The organism is Pseudomonas sp. CFBP2511 (genome assembly GCF_030209255.1).
Classification (GTDB): domain Bacteria; phylum Pseudomonadota; class Gammaproteobacteria; order Pseudomonadales; family Pseudomonadaceae; genus Aquipseudomonas; species Aquipseudomonas avellanae.
In genome coordinates, this window is the sequence record NZ_JARVSI010000010.1 from 66,626 (window position 1) to 81,893 (window position 15,268).

Sequence of the window (15,268 nt, forward strand, 5' to 3'; positions counted from 1 at the left end):
ACCTGATTTTTAACCGGTCATAAAGCGCTGGCTGAATGGGACTGAACGCTACGCAAGACTGCGCAGTCCACCTCATAACCCATTCTCTCTTTTGGAGCTGCCGCATGAATCGATTCACCCAGAAAGTCGTTGTTGTCACCGGAGCCGGTTCTGGAATCGGCGAAGCGACCGCCAAGCGTTTCGCACATGAAGGCGCGAGCGTCGTGCTGGTCGGTCGCAATCAGGAGAAGCTTGCCAAAGTAGCCGCGCAACTGAAAGGTGCAGAGCATCTGATCAGGGCTACCGATGTGGCGGATCTGACGGATGTAGAGGCGCTGTTCAAGGAAGTGGCTGAACGCTTCGGTCGCTTGGATGTACTGGTCAACAACGCAGGTGTCGTCAAGTCGGGCAAGGTGACGGAGCTGGGCGTGGAAGACTGGAAAGCAGTGATGTCAGTGGATCTGGATGGTGTTTTTTATTGCACCCGTACCGCCATGCCTGCGTTGATCGCCAGCAAAGGCAACATCATCAACGTATCGTCGGTGTCCGGCCTGGGCGGCGACTGGGGCATGAGCTTCTACAATGCTGCCAAAGGCGCGATTACCAATTTCACCCGCGCGCTGGCCCTGGACCATGGCGCAGATGGCGTACGAATCAATGCCGTTTGCCCATCACTGACTCGCAGCGAACTGACTGAAGACATGCTGGGTGATGAAGCATTAATGGCAAAGTTCATGGAACGCATCCCGCTGGGGCGTCCGGGCGAAGCTGAAGATGTCGGCGATGTCATCGCTTTTCTGGCCAGTGAAGACGCGCGCTTCGTGACTGGCGTCAACCTCCCGGTGGATGGCGGATTGTCAGCGTCCAACGGCCAGCCGCCGCAGGCTTGATGTTGCTAGCTGCGCCTTTGCCACCTCGCCACGTGGTCGATTGTGATCATTTTAAAGTGCTTCAGCGCAGAAGAGTGCAGGCGTCACGATTCGCGTACGCCCACTGTGCCCGCGCTGCAAAAGGCCGGCGCGGCGATCGCCAGTGACTAAATAGTCCGCATCGCCTGCAAGCGCCATAGCCAGCAAAAATGAATCATTTGGATCATCGGCCTCTTCTTCAATTGTCAGGAGCTCTAGCACTAGAGCTCGCTGCAGGTTATTGATCATGGTGCCAACTTTGGAGGGCTGCAGGATAGCCTGCAACTTGGGGTAGCGGCTGGCCCGACGAATTTCATCCAGCTGCATCTGTGAGGTCAATATCTCGAAGCGGGCGGTGCGCCAGGCACGATAAATGGTGTCGGGTGCACCATGTGGCGAGATCAGGGCGCTGAACAGGATGTTGGTATCCAATACGACCCGCATCAGGGTTTGCGTGCCCAGTCGAGAGCTTCATCAATCGTGTTGGTCAGCTGTGCCTCACTTAAATGCGCATTGGAAGCTTTTGCCTGCTCAGCGCTCAATTCCAGAATATGTGCCCGCACTGCTTCTTCGATGAAGCGAGAGAGGTCGCCTTTGCGACCACCGCCTTGGCTGGCCAGAAACATGCGCAGCGATTGGTCAGTGTCTACAGAAACGGCTATGTTCCAGCGAGTTGTATTCATACCTTTTCCTCGATAGGTGTTTATGTGTTTATACGCCTGTCTTTTGTCTTGTGGAACAGTCGAAAAGCTTTGCAGCAGCGCTGTCTGTAGGCTTGAGTGCCTTTTTGTGGAGGACAGAAACAAACAAGCCCGGAAAACCGGGCTTGAGGGTTGCTGCGGATGATCAGATCCGGAAGTGGCTGACCATCGTCTGCAATTGTCCGCCCAGGCGCGCCAGCTCGACGCTGGAGGCAGCGGTTTCCTCGCTGGCCGAGGCGGTCTGCTCGGACACATCGCGCACGTTGACGATGCTGCGGCTGATTTCCTCGGCTACGGCGCTCTGCTCCTCGGCAGCGGCGGCGATTTGCTGGTTCATGGCCTGAATGTTGGAGACTGTCTGGGTGATACTGCCCAGCGACGTACCGGCCTGACGGCTCAGCTGTACGCTGCTGACGGTCAGTTCGCGGCTGCTCAGCATGATGCTGGACACTTGGCGCGTGCCGCTTTGCAGGGCGGCAACCAGCGTCTCGATCTCGACGGTGGATTGCTGCGTACGCTGCGCCAGGCCACGAACTTCGTCGGCAACCACGGCAAAACCGCGCCCGGCTTCCCCGGCACGCGCGGCCTCGATGGCGGCGTTGAGGGCCAGCAGGTTGGTTTGTTCGGCCACCGCCTTGATCACATCCATGACCTTGCCGATCTTGTCGCTTTCCTGCTCCAGCAGACCCATGGCGTCGGCAGAGCGACCCACTTCGTTGGCCAGACGCTCGATCTGGGCAATCGCTTCGCCCACCACCTTGTCGCCATCGCGTGCTTCGCGGTCGGCGTTGGACGCTGCCTGCGAGGCCTGCTCGGCGTTACGTGCCACTTCTGCAACCGTGGCCGACATCTCGTGCATGGCCGTGGCCACCTGATCGGTTTCGACTTTCTGGCTGTTGACGCCGGCGCTGGTCTGTTCGGTAACGGCCGACAGCTCTTCGGCGGCACTGGCGATCTGTACGACACTGTCGCGAATCCCGCCAATCAGCTCACGCAGCGTGCTGCCCATGCGCTGAATACCTTGCTGCAACACACCCAGCTCGTCACGACGAGTGGCCGCCAGGGTCTGGGTCAGGTCGCCGGAAGCAATGCGATCGACCACTGCCAGGGTTTCCTGCAATGGACGGGTAATCTGCCGGGTGATGATCACGGCTGCGATCATGCCCAAAATGATGGCCAGCAGCGTGCAAGTGATCTGCGTGGTGCGGGCCTGCGCGCTTTCCTGATCGCGGCGATTCAGTTGCAACTGATACATGGCTTCGCTGATTTTGACGATGTCCTGGCCCTGTACCGTCATTTCCTGGCGAGCCAGAGCGATGTTAGCAGTCGCGGCCTTGAAGTTCTGCAGCGTGGTGCGGTAGGCCATCAGCGAGGTTTCCAGTTGCCTGAGCTGATCGGCCTGGGTGCTGCTGAACGTTGTTTTCAGCGTGTCCAGATCCTTGATGGCCAGATCCAGTTTTGCCACGGCTGCCTGCTCGGTTTCGGGCGTGGCATTGGTGGTGTAGCCACGCACTTCATAACGCGCGAGCCTCAGGTTTTCCTTTGCATCAGTGACGATCCGGTATTGCTCAAACCGATTGGCATCGGCAGGGTCCATTTTTTTTACTTCATCCTGAAGCAGCTCAAACACATCGATACTTTTGCCGGCATGCATGGTCAGTTCATCACGCGCCGCAGTGCTGGCCTTGTACCCGCTGCGCATATTATTCAGCGATTTCTGATAGTCAGCGATCACCGCAGACAATTGTTCGAGCATTTTCACGTTCTCGGGGCTCTTGAACGTGGCCAGCAGCTTCTGCTGATAATTCTTGAAGCCATCCAGCGAGACCTGAACGGCCTCTGCGACTTTCTCGTCGCCGTCAGCCACCATGTACTGCAGGCGGGCAACCCGCAGTTTGGTCAGTTGTGAATTAAGTGACGTAATGTCGCTCATCCAGTTGCTGCGATTGATCAGACTGGTCATGCTGGTCCAGCCGGTCAGGGCAAGAATGGCAGTAAAAACAAGTACAAGACCAAACCCGAGGGCCAGCTTCATATTGACGCTGATGTTTGCGAACCAGCTATTCATCGAATTCTCCGAGCGTGGTCATTTTAAAGGTGAAGCGGTTGGCGGAAGTTGTGACTGTGCGACCGCCAAGGCATTTCATACAGACACTATCGGCCAGCGTTCGCCAAGCTAAAATAAAAAATGCGCGAATAGTAAAAGATACCGGCGGGCTTTCAATCACGGCATGTCACGGTTATAAATGCTCGCCGAGCACATTGAAACAGAGCATTGTCGTCATTAAAAAGACGTCAAAATGCTGTCCCTGTTCGTGCAATGAACACCTTCTTTTTGTGGGCTTATTGCTTACAGGGAATGACATTCTTGTAAGCAAGTTGCTCAGGCAGCCGAACCCCTCTGTCCCTGTTGAGATGCCTCGTAATGACTTTAAAGTTTCGTCATAAAATCCTGCTGGCTGCGTCCGGCGTTGTGGTATTGGCGTTCGCGCTGTTCACGCTGTACAACGATTACCTGCAACGCACCACCATCAACCAGAACCTGGAGTCCTCGGTGGGGCAGGCAGGGCAACTGACCGCCAGCAGTGTGCAGAACTGGCTGAGCGGACGCATTCTGGTGCTGGAAAACCTCGCCCAGAACGTCGCGTTTCAGGGCGTGAATTCCGACCTGAGCGGGCTGGTATCGCAGTCTTCACTGGTGTCGACCTTTCAGTTCACCTACGTTGGTGACAGCAAAGGCATGTTCACTCAGCGGCCCAATGTCGATATGCCAGCGGGTTACGACCCACGCCAGCGGCCTTGGTACAAGTCCACGGTCGACGCCGGCAAAACCATTCTCAGTGCGCCGTATCTGGCTTCTGTCGGCGGTCTGGTGGTAACCATCGCCAGCCCGGTCAGGACCGCAGGTCAGGTGAGCGGTGTGGCGGGCGGTGACTTGAGCCTGGACACGCTGGTCAAGATCATCAATTCGGTCGAATTCGGCGGTATCGGTTACGCCTTTCTGGTCAGTGGCGACGGGCAGATCATCGTCAGCCCGGACAAAGACCAGGTCATGAAAAACCTGAAGGATATCTACCCCGGCCAGACCCTCAGCCTGGACGCGCGCTTGCGTGAGGTCACCCTCAATGGCCAGCAAAGGCTGTTGTCGTTCACCCCGATCACCGGCCTGCCCTCGGCTGACTGGTACATCGGCTTGTCGATCGACAAAGACAAGGCCTACGCGCCGTTGAGCCAGTTCCGCAGCTCGGCGATGGTCGCTGTGTTGATTGCCGTGACAGTGATTGCGTTGCTGTTGAGCCTGCTGATTCGCGCACTGATGCGCCCACTGACCGACATGGGCCGGGCAATGCAGGACATCGCCCAGGGCGAGGGTGACTTGACCCGACGCCTGAGTATTCAGGGCAAGGATGAGTTCGCCGAACTGGGCGGCTCGTTCAACCAGTTCGTAGAGCGCGTGCATGCCTCCATTGCCGAGGTATCCTCTGCCACGCTGCAGGTGCATGACCTGTCGCAACGAGTGGTCAACTCTTCCAACTCGTCAATCGTCGGCTTTGACGAGCAGAGCGCCCGCACCAACAGTGTGGCCGCTGCCATCAACGAGCTGGGTGCTGCGACCCAGGAAATTGCCCGTAACGCATCGGACGCCTCGATTCAGGCCAGTGAAGCCCGAACTCAGGCTGAAGACGGTCAGGTGGTGGTCGAAAAGACCATCAACGCCATGAGCGAGTTGTCCGCCAAGATCAGCGATTCCTGCACGCAGATCGAGCAGCTCAATGCCAGCACCGACAACATCGGCCATATCCTCGATGTCATCAAAGGCATCTCGCAACAAACCAACCTGCTGGCCCTCAACGCCGCCATCGAAGCTGCGCGTGCGGGTGAAGCGGGCCGTGGTTTTGCGGTAGTCGCCGATGAAGTGCGTAACCTGGCTCATCGCACTCAGACATCCGCAGACGAAATTCACAAGATGATCGGTGGTTTGCAGACCGGCTCACAGCACGCTGTGCTCAACATGAACGAAAGTCAGGTGTCGAGTCAGGAAAGTGTCGAAGTTGCCAATCAGGCGGGAAGTCGACTGCGCGATGTAACGCGTCGTATTGGCGAAATCGATGGCATGAACCAGTCTGTCGCAGCCGCCACAGAAGAGCAGACCGCTGTTGTTGAAACACTCAACATTGATATCAACCAGATCAACACACTGAATCAGCAAGGCGTCGCCAACCTTAATGAAACCCTCAAGGATTGCGCTGCGCTTTCACAGCAAGCCGGACGTTTGAAACAATTGGTCGACAGCTTCAAGATCTGACCGTATATCCAGTAACAGAGGCCGGATCACATGAGTGTGGTCCGGTTCCTGAACAGGGTGTCCTGTCATCGTTTCAACTTTCAGAACTGCGCAGAATGAAAAAGGCCTGCACGGTGGCAGGCCTTCTGTCAGAGATCCTTTTTGACCTCTTTATCGATGTGCTTGTCAGCCTTGTGACGTTCCTTATCGTCATGCTTGGCACCTTTGTCGATCTCACCCGCGTCGTGCTTTACGCCTTTGTCCACTTCTTTGGCGTCATGATCAACGCCTTTATCCAGCTCGCGGTTGTCGTGTCTAACGCCCTTTTCCAGCTCGCTCTCTGCGAAAGCTGCTGGTGCTGCGGCACCTGCCAGGAAGAGTGCGGCAGTCATGGAGAGTACGAGTTTGCGCATGCGTTGCTCCTTCATAAGAAATGCTGGCCCTTCGTAAGCCATCCTTGTTGAGCATAGCTCATGCCTGAGAGCTGGGTTTGGGAGGGGGCTGAGCAAAAAGCACGGCATTGGGTGAGGCTTTCTGCATTCATGAGCGCTGGGCTCAGGTTCAGAGCGGTAGCAACTAGCAATAGGGTGCTGCGCCAGTGGCTACTGGAGGCTGTGAGCAGCCACCAGAAACAAGAAAGCCCGTACGAGGCGAGCTTCTTGTTTGGTTTAAAAGCTTCAGAGAAGCTTTTAAACTGGTAGTTGGTGGTACACAGACGTTTGAGCTGGATCTATAAGTCTCTGTATTTTTTAGATTTTTATGCTGTGAGATTTTAAAGGGATACACATAGGGATAAAAATAGCTGTCTGCTAGGGTGCTTTCAGCCGGTTTTGCGCGGGCTAAAAAAACCGTCGAATTCGGTTGCTCCAGTCCAGACCAACGGTAGGCCAATCTTGATCAGGCGTCGCCGGTTAAGTTAAACAGTGTGCTCGTCACGACCATGCTACACATGTGCTGCGATAATTCTGGCACGATGTGTTATCTCCACTACTGTGCGGCGTTCTTGGTAGTTCCTCGCTCGAGCATAACCTCGGATCAGGGAGTGGTCATTCATGGGCAGTTGTTGGTTGACACCCTGTACCATGCGAACTCACGGATGGCCGGTGCCTTGAGTGGGCAAGCCCCACCAAATCTACCGATGCCGGTATTCCGGCATCGCTTTTAAATCAATGGGTTATGCTAGCTTTTCGAGTAGGGCCGGCAGGTATTTCAGCGCCACCGGATCTTTTTCCTGAAAGTATGTCCGGCATCGTTGTGGAATCCAAGTACCGTAGAAGTACAGTCGGAAATCACTCAAAAGCGCTATAGGATAAAGTCGAGCGTCGACAATCCGCCCATCCAGATACTGATGTTGGTAGCTTGGAAAGTCTTTTGGCTCAATGCCTTTTTCTTTGCGCAGCCAACCAGAAAACATTCGCCCGCTAGATATGTCAGGGATCATATTTTCCGGCAGAACATAACCATCAGCCTCTAACGGCGCGATAAGAGCCAGAACAATTTCATTGAGCATTGAGAAATGTGTGTGTGGGATCTTTGCTCTGTTTGCGATATACCGCTGGAGATGCACAGGGATGCGCGCTGCATTTTTTGGAGATACTCCGCCAGCCATCCATTCAGCAATCCAAGCAGTAACCTGGACAGCAAAGTCTGCTGATAGCCACTGAGCAAGGTGGAGAGCCACTTGAGGATGTACCCAGGTACCTTGGTAATTTCCGCCTTTTACTGACTGTACCAGTACCGCAATCGGTAGCTTGAGCGATTTAGACAAAGCCTCAAGAAAGTCGCTATTCGTCTTTGTCGTATGGTAGTGGCTAAATTTTTTATCAGCAGCCTGGCACATAGCGGTGGCGTTGATGTACCCATCCACGGCGCGCTGATGAATAAGGTTGCCTTCCATTTCGTGTGGAATAACAGGCAAATCCATTTGAACCATTTTGTTCCCCTCGGGCGATAAGGTGACCTCCCTGCCCCCAGATGCTCTGGAGTACTAGGTTAGCTGAGGTCTTCGGCGTCACATTGAGCCCTTATACCGGGTCTGGTTGCACTCGGCTATTGCCATTTAGGATGGGTTCCTTGCTTCGGTGGGAGGTTGTCTATTTCAAACCTCATGGCGACCTCTAGATGTCACCAGCAGGATGTGAGCAAATTACCTGGCATTCGGGTAGTCAGCCAAGCTGACCAGTTTCCGCGTCAGGGTGAACGGCTCGTTTTAAACCCTGCCCCGACCTGCCTTCAGGTCGTTGGAAGCTCAGCAAATACTTGAAGAGCACCGAGCTACACCGCTCAGCTAAGAGTAGGTGTCGCGCCCGATAGCAGGGAGTCTAGGAGCGCTTTGAGCGATACGTGCTGAAGGCACAGACCCTCATCGTCTCCGTACTTGGCTATCGCCCACATCACACCCTGACCCATGTCAAAGACAACGGTGCGCCGGGGCATCAGCCACCCCTCGCGAGGATTTCTCCACGACCACGCGTGTTGGCCCCGGTACGACTCAGCCACAATTCCATCGAACGCTTTGCCGTGGTGCAATTCAAAAATCGCCCCCTGCGACTTGTCAGCAGCAATATCACTCCTGCGAAAATAGCCATAACCGCTGCCGTCATGACTCGGTTGCCTAAAGTGGTTCAACCATTTCGTATAGGTAGGCATTCCCAGCTTGAAATCGCGCAGCCGCTTGTGATTAGGGTCAGGTAGCGATTCGCCTATCCGGATGTGCTCCTTGAATTTCTCGCCGTTCACGATCCAGATCATTCGCTCTCCATAGAAGGTCTCTCGGCTTTCCATTTCCTCGATACTCATAGGAGAGTTCTGAAGCTCAATGACCGTGCCGTCAGGCCGCTTCACATCTGCGATGTGCCTCTCGCCAGAGTGGTCAAACGCGACGACCTCCTGCCACTCCAATGGAAACAGTGCTTTCCAGGCGCGATGCCAAGGCCCCTCGTTCTCCATCCACGGATCGCAGTGTCGACGGCCGGCGTGTGCCCAGTGCCAGCGGATGATAGGCCCGCATTTCGCCTGTGCGGGCTTCCCACACAATGGACATTCGCCTTTCAGACCCGGCGCTGGAGCTGCGCGTTCTCCGTTTACAAGCGCTACTTCCATAGATGGCATGGCCGCCTCCTGTTGATTATGCGAATTAGCGTAGCTGAATAGGCCAGGCCGCATTTACTCATGAGGTGAGGGATCGCATGCGTCGTTGACCTTGGGATGGTCAATACTGTTGGTCATCAAGATTGGTCACTGGCTCGTGCGTGGCTCAATGCCGTCTTGCAGTCAATACTGCGCGCATTAACTTTCGCAAGCGAATGGGTGGATACCAGCGTGGATACCTAGATTGGGCGAGCGTACCCGGGTGGCTTGATCAAGCACGAGCATCAGAGCGCTACCGATTTTCTCGGTACTGCTCCTGAGTGGTTGAAATGCAACAGCGTGTTGATTTTTAAAAGGTGCGGCACCTTGTTCAGGTTTGTCTATGCTGCCCTGAGCGCTGGATGTCAGTCCCACGCCTCAATCAGGTAACCATAAATACAAGGGCACAGATCAATGTCTATGAAAGGTGATTTAAGCGGCCTCAAAAAGCTGGCTGATAACGCGCGCGCTCTTGGCAAAACCACGCAGGTCAAGCTGCTCGATCTGATGAATCCCGGATTCATTTCAAAGCACACCCAAAGCCCCGATTTTCTATCGCTCTGTGAGGCTGCAGGTTACAAAGTCGAGACAGATGAAGACTTCCTTGCAATTCCAGATGAGCCTTGGGATTTGTTTATTGCAGAAAACACTCCGTTCGCTGACTGGGCGGATATGCAGGCTAGGGCGGGGGAAGAGTACGCACACGCGATATTGTTTAAGGGCATTAAGCATTAACACCGATCAGGGCCGCCGTAATGTCGTTACCAGCGCGGCCCGAATCAGACAACACCCATCACCCGTGCCAGCCGATCCTCGTAAGGTTCTTCGTGGCTCGATTCATCAATGCCGTATGCTTGGCGCTGCAGAGCAATCAGCGTCTTCATGATCTCCGACAGCTCCATGGACTTCATGCGGCGCGGGAAGCTGGACATCCTGCTGGCTAGTTCCAGCGCATCCGCCGAGTCGTCGGCCTGCTCCTTCAACTGTCTGATCAGATCGGCAATGTCGCCTCGCATATCGGTCGACGAACTCAGTTCCTCCAGCAGCGTACTGGCGAGCTCAAGGCAGCGACCGATGTTCCTTCGCTCGCTGAGCTTGATGTCGGCCAGAGCCGTTGCAGCCGGCAACAGAGCGGTCGGCGTAAGCCAAACAAAAGTCCGATCAGTGGCGGGTCATGGCAGACAACCTCGCTCTGATACAATCGATAAACTCAAATTATGGAGCTGGACATGAAACGGATGATCGCCCTAGCGACGGCTACCCTTGCTTTAGGTGGATGCGCAGGTTCGGTATGGAAGGCCACTGGCAGCATCGACGAATTCACGGACAAGACCACCATGATGGTGACGACTGGGGATTTCTCTGCGGGTAATAGCATCATTACGAGCACGCTGAAGTTTTACCCAGTCGTGCGGAAGGAGGGCGGCCAGGTCTATGTAGGTGTGATGTCTGGCGGCCGTTTTAAGATCCCTGTGGGCACCGTGCAACTGCGAATTGATCAGAACGAAGCCTGGACTATCACGCCGCAGGAGACGCCAGTTAGCTTAATGCCTGCTGCGCCGCAGTACGTTCTGAACCTGCCATCCGAGCAGGCGACTATTGTCAAAAATGCACAAGAGCAGGCAATGATTAACGCCACACAGATGATGAGCCCATATACCATCGCGGGCGGCGATAAGGCCAAGAAGATTCTCAAGCAGATGCTTGCGGGAAAAGTTCTCAAATACCGCACCGTAGGAATTAATCAGGCGGCCTCGTCAACTGGCGAGGTTGCGCTCGATCCATCTCTGGCCGAATCCCTAAGGCTGGCTGGTATAGACGCAGCGTCGCTATAGTTATCAAAAAGGCCGCTCAGTGGTGGGCCGGATCAAATCGGAAAGAGTGGGTCTGGAACGAAAAAGCCCGGCGGTAGGCCGGGCTTATTTATTTCTGCTGGGGCTGTGCATGGGTACTGGGTGGTGGTTGCTCAGCGTTTTTCTGATAAACCTGCTCGCTTCGGCCCATCTGAAACGATGCAACCATGTTCGATGTAAGCATGGCGTTGAATCCCGCTACGCCGATCACTATAGCCAAGACGGTAGATACAGCAGTGACAATCATGGTGGTCTTCATCGAGCCGATGCTCGATTTAATAGATCCATGATTGCTGGAAATTTGCTCGAGTGTAGCCTCCATCCGTTTGTCGCGCTCAGTTTGGATCGCAACGAAAGAGTCAATTTTTGATGAAACCTCTGCCACGCGAGCGTCCATCTTGGTCTCGATGGTTTCTAGCTTGGCATTGAATTCTTCGCGAGTGATTTCATTCATGGATTCAGTATCCGCCGAGGGGGTCGGTTTGTCATCATTTCCATGGTCAGCAGGAGGAGGGGTCATGTCCATTGAGTAGGGATCTGTAACCCCAAGCTTGGCGGCCTCGTAAATGGCAACCAAGTCTGGCGCAAAGTGGAGCTTCGGTCGCCCCTCCAGCGCTGCGCTCATGAAGGATTCAAACTCTGGATCATCCTTGCCGATCGGCTCAGGAACGTATTCGGGCCCAAATTTAGTGCGGCTCACACTAATGGATCTCGCGATGCGCGATCTTTAGAATGCTTAACCACTTTCAAAAGTGCGATTGCCAAGTCTTCCGCTACGTCTATAGGAATTGTTAGCCCTGCCACATCATGCCTATACGCGACAGTACTTCCGCCAGTGAGCACCGCTTTCCTGGCATCATTCTCATCTGGCACAATTTGTTCGCTTACAACCTCAAGGGAGTCTCGGCCGAGAGTCACATGCAGCCTTTCTTCACCATTCCAACTGATCGCCATTACCGTGTACTTGTCGACAAATTCATCAACAAATGCAATGGACCTGCGATGCTTGAATTCGCTGCTCATAACTTCTCCCTGTCAATTTACAAATCCCCGCCAGTCAGATGACCCGGCCTCCCATTCTGGTATGGCAGGTGGCTACTTTGTCACGCGCTACGAAATGCGAGCAAGCCATTTCGTGGCGCGGATGTTGCTGTCCACCCTCAATCCGAGGATGAATGCCTAGTGAGAGAGCTACGCCGATGGTGGCTTTCAACTCTCCTCACTGGGGGACGTTGGGAAAATCCCGCATTCAACTGAGGAACCCGCTCATAGAAAGATGTCCTCAGATTTCAGGACATCTCCGACAGGACCAGCACCTGGTCTCCCGTTTCGGTATGGCAGGTGCAGGATGTGGTTTCCGCGCCACGAAATTACACCAAGTCGAATTGTGGCGCGCATGAACGAATCAATGAGCCGTCCCTCACTGGCGGTCATTCAAGAGCATTCAGGCGGTATTGAATCAATGCAGCGTGAGGTGATGGGGTGGCCTTGGAGCGAGTGGTGCGCCAAGCTCAAATAGATCGGGTAGTTGGTCCTCTGGGCATTCCCGAATGAATTGGATCATTGCTGCGTGGCAGGCGCGGTAATCTGCCCGCCAGCGCCCCAGTCGTCGCCGTAGCCTGATGAGCTGTCTTCCAGCTGTGACAGGTACGCTATGCCTTGCAGGCTGGTGTCACCGTCATCAATGGCTTGATGCCGGTGAACGGGATTCACGTTTAGCAGATCGCACATCCGCTCAAAGCCCAGCCCTTGCGCTCGACCGGAATGGTCCACAGCTTCTTTTCCAGATCGAACTCCGACCATTGGGCCTCGCGCAGCTCGCTGGGACGTACCGCCAGCAGGGCGAGCAGGCGCAGGCCCAGCTGCACGTCTTTGGCATGCGGGTATGACTGAATTGCATGAAGAAGGGCGGGCAGCTCTTCGGCGGAGACGTGGGCGTAGTTTTCGACTTTGCCGCTGGAAAGGAATTTGTGAACCCCCCCAGCGAGTTGTTCACGGCGCGGCCGGTCACGCGAGCCAGATCGTAGACATCCTTGCAATAAGCGCGCACTCGGCTCATCTGCTCAAGAATGCCCTGTTGCTCCAACCCCCGAAGCAGCTCCATCCACTCCATTGACTGGATTCCGGTGTACCGGCGCTGGCCGAAGGTGGGAAACACATGGCGTTCAAGTGCACCCATGATCCGTTTGGTCGTGCCTGCGTCCCAGCCGCCGATACGGGAGGCATGCCATTCACGGGCCAGTGTCTCAAACGTATCGTTTGTTGCCTGGGCTTCTGCTGCCTCGCGCGCCTGCTTGGTCACCATAGGATTTCGGCCTTATCGGCGCGGATATCTGCGGCTTTTGCTCTGGCCGCTGCGCCGCTGACCTCGGGGTATCCGCCCAGTCCCAGCCAAGACCACTTGCCGTCTGCTTTTTTATAACGCAGCTGCCAGGACTTTTGTCCGTCAGGCTTCACGCGGAAGTACAGGCCGTTGGCGTCAAGCTCGCGGTACTCCCTTAGATCCGGTTCAAGACCCGCAAGTAGTTATGTTGGAGAGCGGCCGGCGCTTGATTTCAGGCCGTTTCACGGTTTGTATCCCTTCGGTTCAATTATTTCGCAAGGATACACAGGGACACACGGCGGGAAGCTATAAGGTGATGCAAGATGAGATAGCCAGAAACAAGAAAGCCCGCACGAGGCGGGCTTCTTGTTTAGTTTAAAAGCTTAAGAAAAGCCTCTAAACCGGTACTTGGTGGCTACACAGGGACTTGAACCCCGGACCCCAGCATTATGAATGCTATGCTCTAACCAACTGAGCTATGTAGCCAAGTGGCGCGCATTATTCGCGCTAAGCGGATATGTGTCAAGCGTTGCTGTGAAAAATAATTGCTTGTGATCAATCGCTTAGGCAGACGCCACCGCAATGGCGGCGTTTTCCGGGGGTTATCGGAACAAGGTGTCGAGCATTTCCAGGTCATCGAACTCTTCCGCCATCTCCAGCATGTCGGCCATCTCCCGCTGATCCCTGAGCCAGGCCTTGAGGCTCCTTGGTTCAGTGAGTGCCTGCAGTTCATTTTGCGCTTGATCAAGGTGTCCACGGATGATTTTGATCTGCTTCGCACATTTGCCGTTGACGGTCTTGGGTTTGATGTCCTCGTAGGGGTCCATCAGGAATTGTTCCCTGATCGTCATCTTGCGATCATGGATCTCGTCTTCCAGCTCTCTGAGTTGTTCGCTCAGGATGCGGTTGAAGTGCTTCAGGCGTTTGTCGGAGATGCTGTCGATGTGGGTCTGATCGATCTGCTCGATCTCCATTTGCATCTGCAGCAGCGCCAGCAGGTTGTCATTTTCGTAGGCTTCGTTCACTCGCTGCATGAGCGCCGTTTTTCGCTCGCGCTCATCGGCGTCCTGCTCGCGGTCCGGGTGCAGTGCGCTGGCCAGTTTGCGGTAGATTTCGCGTAACGACTGGCTGCCTTCTGCCTGTTCCTGCTCGCGGCGTATTTCGCTGGCAGTGGGCTTTTTCGGCTTCTGTGAGTGTTGTTCCTGTTCGGCCCGTTCTCTCAGTTGCTCTTCAATGTGCCGGGTCACGTCGTCAATGGATTGCAGGTCGACATCGTCTCCCAGTTCCACGCCCAACTCGTCCTCCAGCGACGTCTTGAACAGCTCGTCTTCCAATCGCCGCTCTTCGTCGAAATCGTTACCTGTGTATTTGAGATACAACTGCTTGAGCTCTTCGTCGTGCCCTGCGCCCATGAGCGAAATCGTCATGGCGCAGATGATCTCCAACAGCGTGGCGCGGTCTTTCTTGCTCAGGCGGAATTGATCAAAGGCCTGGTCAAGCAGGCGCAGCTTGCTTATGTCGTTCTCGGCTTGCTCTTTGAACATCGGGACCAGCTCTTTGACCCACAGCTGCTCACAGGTCGTCGAAGCCGATAACCATTGCTGGAGAAGCTTGCGTCTGGTTTCAAGCTTCTCCATCAGCGTGTTGAATTTTTTCTGGCCGGCGCTCAATTGAGGCTTGGAGGGTTGCGCAACGATACGCGGCGACGCGGGCGGGGTGGTCATGAGGAGACCTCCTGTGAGGGCGAGATCGCGGTGACTTATAGGGTGGTTTCTACCAAGCTTACTTTTTTCGGCGTGCTCTCAGGGTGAATAATTTGCTGCTGTAAGAAAGCCTTTTCCGATTGATGATGGCGGTCCGGTTCTTGCTTGAATGTAGTTGAAGCGTCAATTGCCGCACTACTTGCTACGAAAGCGATCCTGCCACAGCGTTTTTCGTACCAATGTGAGGCAACACGTATCGCCATTGAAACAAGAACATGGCATTTTGCTGTCAGTGTTTTTTCTGAAAAAATGCATCGCCTCTGTTTGTTCAGATCCGGCCGGTGTTCACGGGGAGTTGCAGGACATGAACAGTCTTTTGTCACCGGG

15 protein-coding genes, 1 tRNA gene and 3 pseudogenes are annotated in these 15,268 nt (G+C 54.9%); 5 read left to right on the plus strand and 14 right to left on the minus strand.

What is annotated here, in order from left to right; translation table 11 throughout:
- Nucleotides 1–104: 104 nt before the first annotated feature.
- Nucleotides 105–869, plus strand: a complete 765-nt coding sequence (budC, locus tag QRN38_RS08830; RefSeq protein WP_005770966.1) for a meso-2,3-butanediol dehydrogenase — start codon at nt 105–107, stop codon at nt 867–869.
- Between the two features lie 51 nt (nt 870–920).
- On the opposite strand, the gene QRN38_RS08835 is transcribed toward budC, so the two are convergent.
- The 4 genes and pseudogenes from QRN38_RS08835 to QRN38_RS28235 all read right to left on the minus strand — a co-directional run.
- Entirely contained in the window at nt 921–1,331 is a 411-nt protein-coding gene (locus QRN38_RS08835) for a putative toxin-antitoxin system toxin component, PIN family (protein ID WP_057418861.1), read from the minus strand.
- Nucleotides 1,331–1,570 carry a ribbon-helix-helix domain-containing protein gene (locus QRN38_RS08840; protein ID WP_005770970.1) on the minus strand — a complete coding sequence of 80 codons (240 nt, stop codon included), beginning with the start codon at nt 1,568–1,570 and terminating at the stop codon, nt 1,331–1,333. Before QRN38_RS08840 ends, QRN38_RS08835 begins: the two co-directional genes overlap by 1 nt.
- 163 nt (nt 1,571–1,733) lie before the next feature.
- Nucleotides 1,734–2,597 (minus strand): methyl-accepting chemotaxis protein, encoded by an 864-nt coding sequence (locus QRN38_RS28230; RefSeq protein WP_370445648.1) that lies wholly within the window; start codon nt 2,595–2,597, stop codon nt 1,734–1,736.
- 39 nt (nt 2,598–2,636) lie between these two features.
- Nucleotides 2,637–3,551: pseudogene (locus tag QRN38_RS28235) on the minus strand (methyl-accepting chemotaxis protein); the annotation flags it as partial.
- A gap of 462 nt (nt 3,552–4,013) precedes the next feature.
- Here QRN38_RS28235 and QRN38_RS28240 point away from each other — a divergent pair.
- Nucleotides 4,014–4,988: pseudogene (locus QRN38_RS28240) on the plus strand (cache domain-containing protein); the annotation flags it as partial.
- Between the two features lie 180 nt (nt 4,989–5,168).
- Nucleotides 5,169–5,894 carry a methyl-accepting chemotaxis protein gene (locus QRN38_RS28245; protein ID WP_371245708.1) on the plus strand — a complete coding sequence of 242 codons (726 nt, stop codon included), beginning with the start codon at nt 5,169–5,171 and terminating at the stop codon, nt 5,892–5,894.
- Between the two features lie 128 nt (nt 5,895–6,022).
- Here the strand turns inward: QRN38_RS28245 and QRN38_RS08855 are convergent, their stop codons facing one another.
- The 3 genes from QRN38_RS08855 to QRN38_RS08865 form a co-directional block, all read right to left on the minus strand.
- On the minus strand, nt 6,023–6,286 hold the full coding sequence (locus QRN38_RS08855; protein WP_057418863.1) for a hypothetical protein: 264 nt from the start codon (nt 6,284–6,286) through the stop codon (nt 6,023–6,025).
- Between the two features lie 761 nt (nt 6,287–7,047).
- Nucleotides 7,048–7,806: a KilA-N domain-containing protein gene (locus tag QRN38_RS08860; RefSeq protein ID WP_057418865.1), complete on the minus strand. Its 759-nt coding sequence runs from the start codon at nt 7,804–7,806 to the stop codon at nt 7,048–7,050.
- Between the two features lie 350 nt (nt 7,807–8,156).
- Nucleotides 8,157–8,984: a competence protein CoiA gene (locus tag QRN38_RS08865; RefSeq protein WP_235814754.1), complete on the minus strand. Its 828-nt coding sequence runs from the start codon at nt 8,982–8,984 to the stop codon at nt 8,157–8,159.
- A 432-nt stretch (nt 8,985–9,416) separates the two neighbouring features.
- On the opposite strand from QRN38_RS08865, the gene QRN38_RS08870 reads away from it, so the two are divergent.
- Nucleotides 9,417–9,737, plus strand: coding sequence for a hypothetical protein (locus QRN38_RS08870; protein ID WP_057418867.1), 321 nt, complete (start codon nt 9,417–9,419; stop codon nt 9,735–9,737).
- A 44-nt stretch (nt 9,738–9,781) separates the two neighbouring features.
- Here QRN38_RS08870 and QRN38_RS08875 read toward each other — a convergent pair whose 3' ends face one another.
- A complete protein-coding gene (locus QRN38_RS08875) occupies nt 9,782–10,129 on the minus strand; it encodes a hypothetical protein (RefSeq protein WP_235814755.1) in 348 nt (115 codons plus the stop codon).
- Nucleotides 10,130–10,231: 102 nt separating this feature from the next.
- Between QRN38_RS08875 and QRN38_RS08880 the strand changes: the two genes are divergently transcribed.
- Nucleotides 10,232–10,837, plus strand: coding sequence for a hypothetical protein (locus tag QRN38_RS08880; RefSeq protein ID WP_057418868.1), 606 nt, complete (start codon nt 10,232–10,234; stop codon nt 10,835–10,837).
- A gap of 88 nt (nt 10,838–10,925) precedes the next feature.
- Here QRN38_RS08880 and QRN38_RS08885 read toward each other — a convergent pair whose 3' ends face one another.
- The 6 genes and pseudogenes from QRN38_RS08885 to QRN38_RS08910 all read right to left on the minus strand — a co-directional run bounded on the left by QRN38_RS08885 (nt 10,926) and on the right by QRN38_RS08910 (nt 14,902).
- Nucleotides 10,926–11,555, minus strand: coding sequence for a hypothetical protein (locus QRN38_RS08885; RefSeq protein ID WP_057418869.1), 630 nt, complete (start codon nt 11,553–11,555; stop codon nt 10,926–10,928).
- Nucleotides 11,552–11,878, minus strand: a complete 327-nt coding sequence (locus tag QRN38_RS08890; RefSeq protein ID WP_057418870.1) for a hypothetical protein — start codon at nt 11,876–11,878, stop codon at nt 11,552–11,554. Before QRN38_RS08890 ends, QRN38_RS08885 begins: the two co-directional genes overlap by 4 nt.
- A 537-nt stretch (nt 11,879–12,415) precedes the next feature.
- Nucleotides 12,416–12,568 carry a hypothetical protein gene (locus tag QRN38_RS08895; RefSeq protein ID WP_230857763.1) on the minus strand — a complete coding sequence of 51 codons (153 nt, stop codon included), beginning with the start codon at nt 12,566–12,568 and terminating at the stop codon, nt 12,416–12,418.
- A 32-nt stretch (nt 12,569–12,600) separates the two neighbouring features.
- A pseudogene (locus QRN38_RS08900) lies at nt 12,601–13,424 on the minus strand (tyrosine-type recombinase/integrase); the annotation flags it as partial.
- A 163-nt stretch (nt 13,425–13,587) separates the two neighbouring features.
- Nucleotides 13,588–13,664: transfer RNA gene (locus QRN38_RS08905), tRNA-Met, on the minus strand.
- Nucleotides 13,665–13,780: 116 nt separating this feature from the next.
- The gene (locus QRN38_RS08910) at nt 13,781–14,902 is read right to left on the minus strand and encodes a J domain-containing protein (RefSeq protein WP_057418871.1); all 1,122 of its coding nucleotides are present in this window, start codon (nt 14,900–14,902) and stop codon (nt 13,781–13,783) included.
- Nucleotides 14,903–15,268 lie beyond the last annotated feature (366 nt).

Bases quoted from the DNA above. Each gene is read 5' to 3' on its own strand.
- budC (WP_005770966.1), top strand. From the start codon at position 105: ATGAATCGATTCACCCAGAAAGTCGTTGTTGTCACCGGAGCCGGTTCT.
- QRN38_RS08835 (WP_057418861.1), bottom strand. From the start codon at position 1,331: ATGCGGGTCGTATTGGATACCAACATCCTGTTCAGCGCCCTGATCTCG.
- QRN38_RS08840 (WP_005770970.1), bottom strand. From the start codon at position 1,570: ATGAATACAACTCGCTGGAACATAGCCGTTTCTGTAGACACTGACCAA.
- QRN38_RS28230 (WP_370445648.1), bottom strand. From the start codon at position 2,597: ATGGGCAGCACGCTGCGTGAGCTGATTGGCGGGATTCGCGACAGTGTC.
- QRN38_RS08855 (WP_057418863.1), bottom strand. From the start codon at position 6,286: ATGCGCAAACTCGTACTCTCCATGACTGCCGCACTCTTCCTGGCAGGT.
- QRN38_RS08860 (WP_057418865.1), bottom strand. From the start codon at position 7,806: ATGGTTCAAATGGATTTGCCTGTTATTCCACACGAAATGGAAGGCAAC.
- QRN38_RS08865 (WP_235814754.1), bottom strand. From the start codon at position 8,984: ATGCCATCTATGGAAGTAGCGCTTGTAAACGGAGAACGCGCAGCTCCA.
- QRN38_RS08870 (WP_057418867.1), top strand. From the start codon at position 9,417: ATGTCTATGAAAGGTGATTTAAGCGGCCTCAAAAAGCTGGCTGATAAC.
- QRN38_RS08880 (WP_057418868.1), top strand. From the start codon at position 10,232: ATGAAACGGATGATCGCCCTAGCGACGGCTACCCTTGCTTTAGGTGGA.
- QRN38_RS08890 (WP_057418870.1), bottom strand. From the start codon at position 11,878: ATGAGCAGCGAATTCAAGCATCGCAGGTCCATTGCATTTGTTGATGAA.
- QRN38_RS08910 (WP_057418871.1), bottom strand. From the start codon at position 14,902: ATGACCACCCCGCCCGCGTCGCCGCGTATCGTTGCGCAACCCTCCAAG.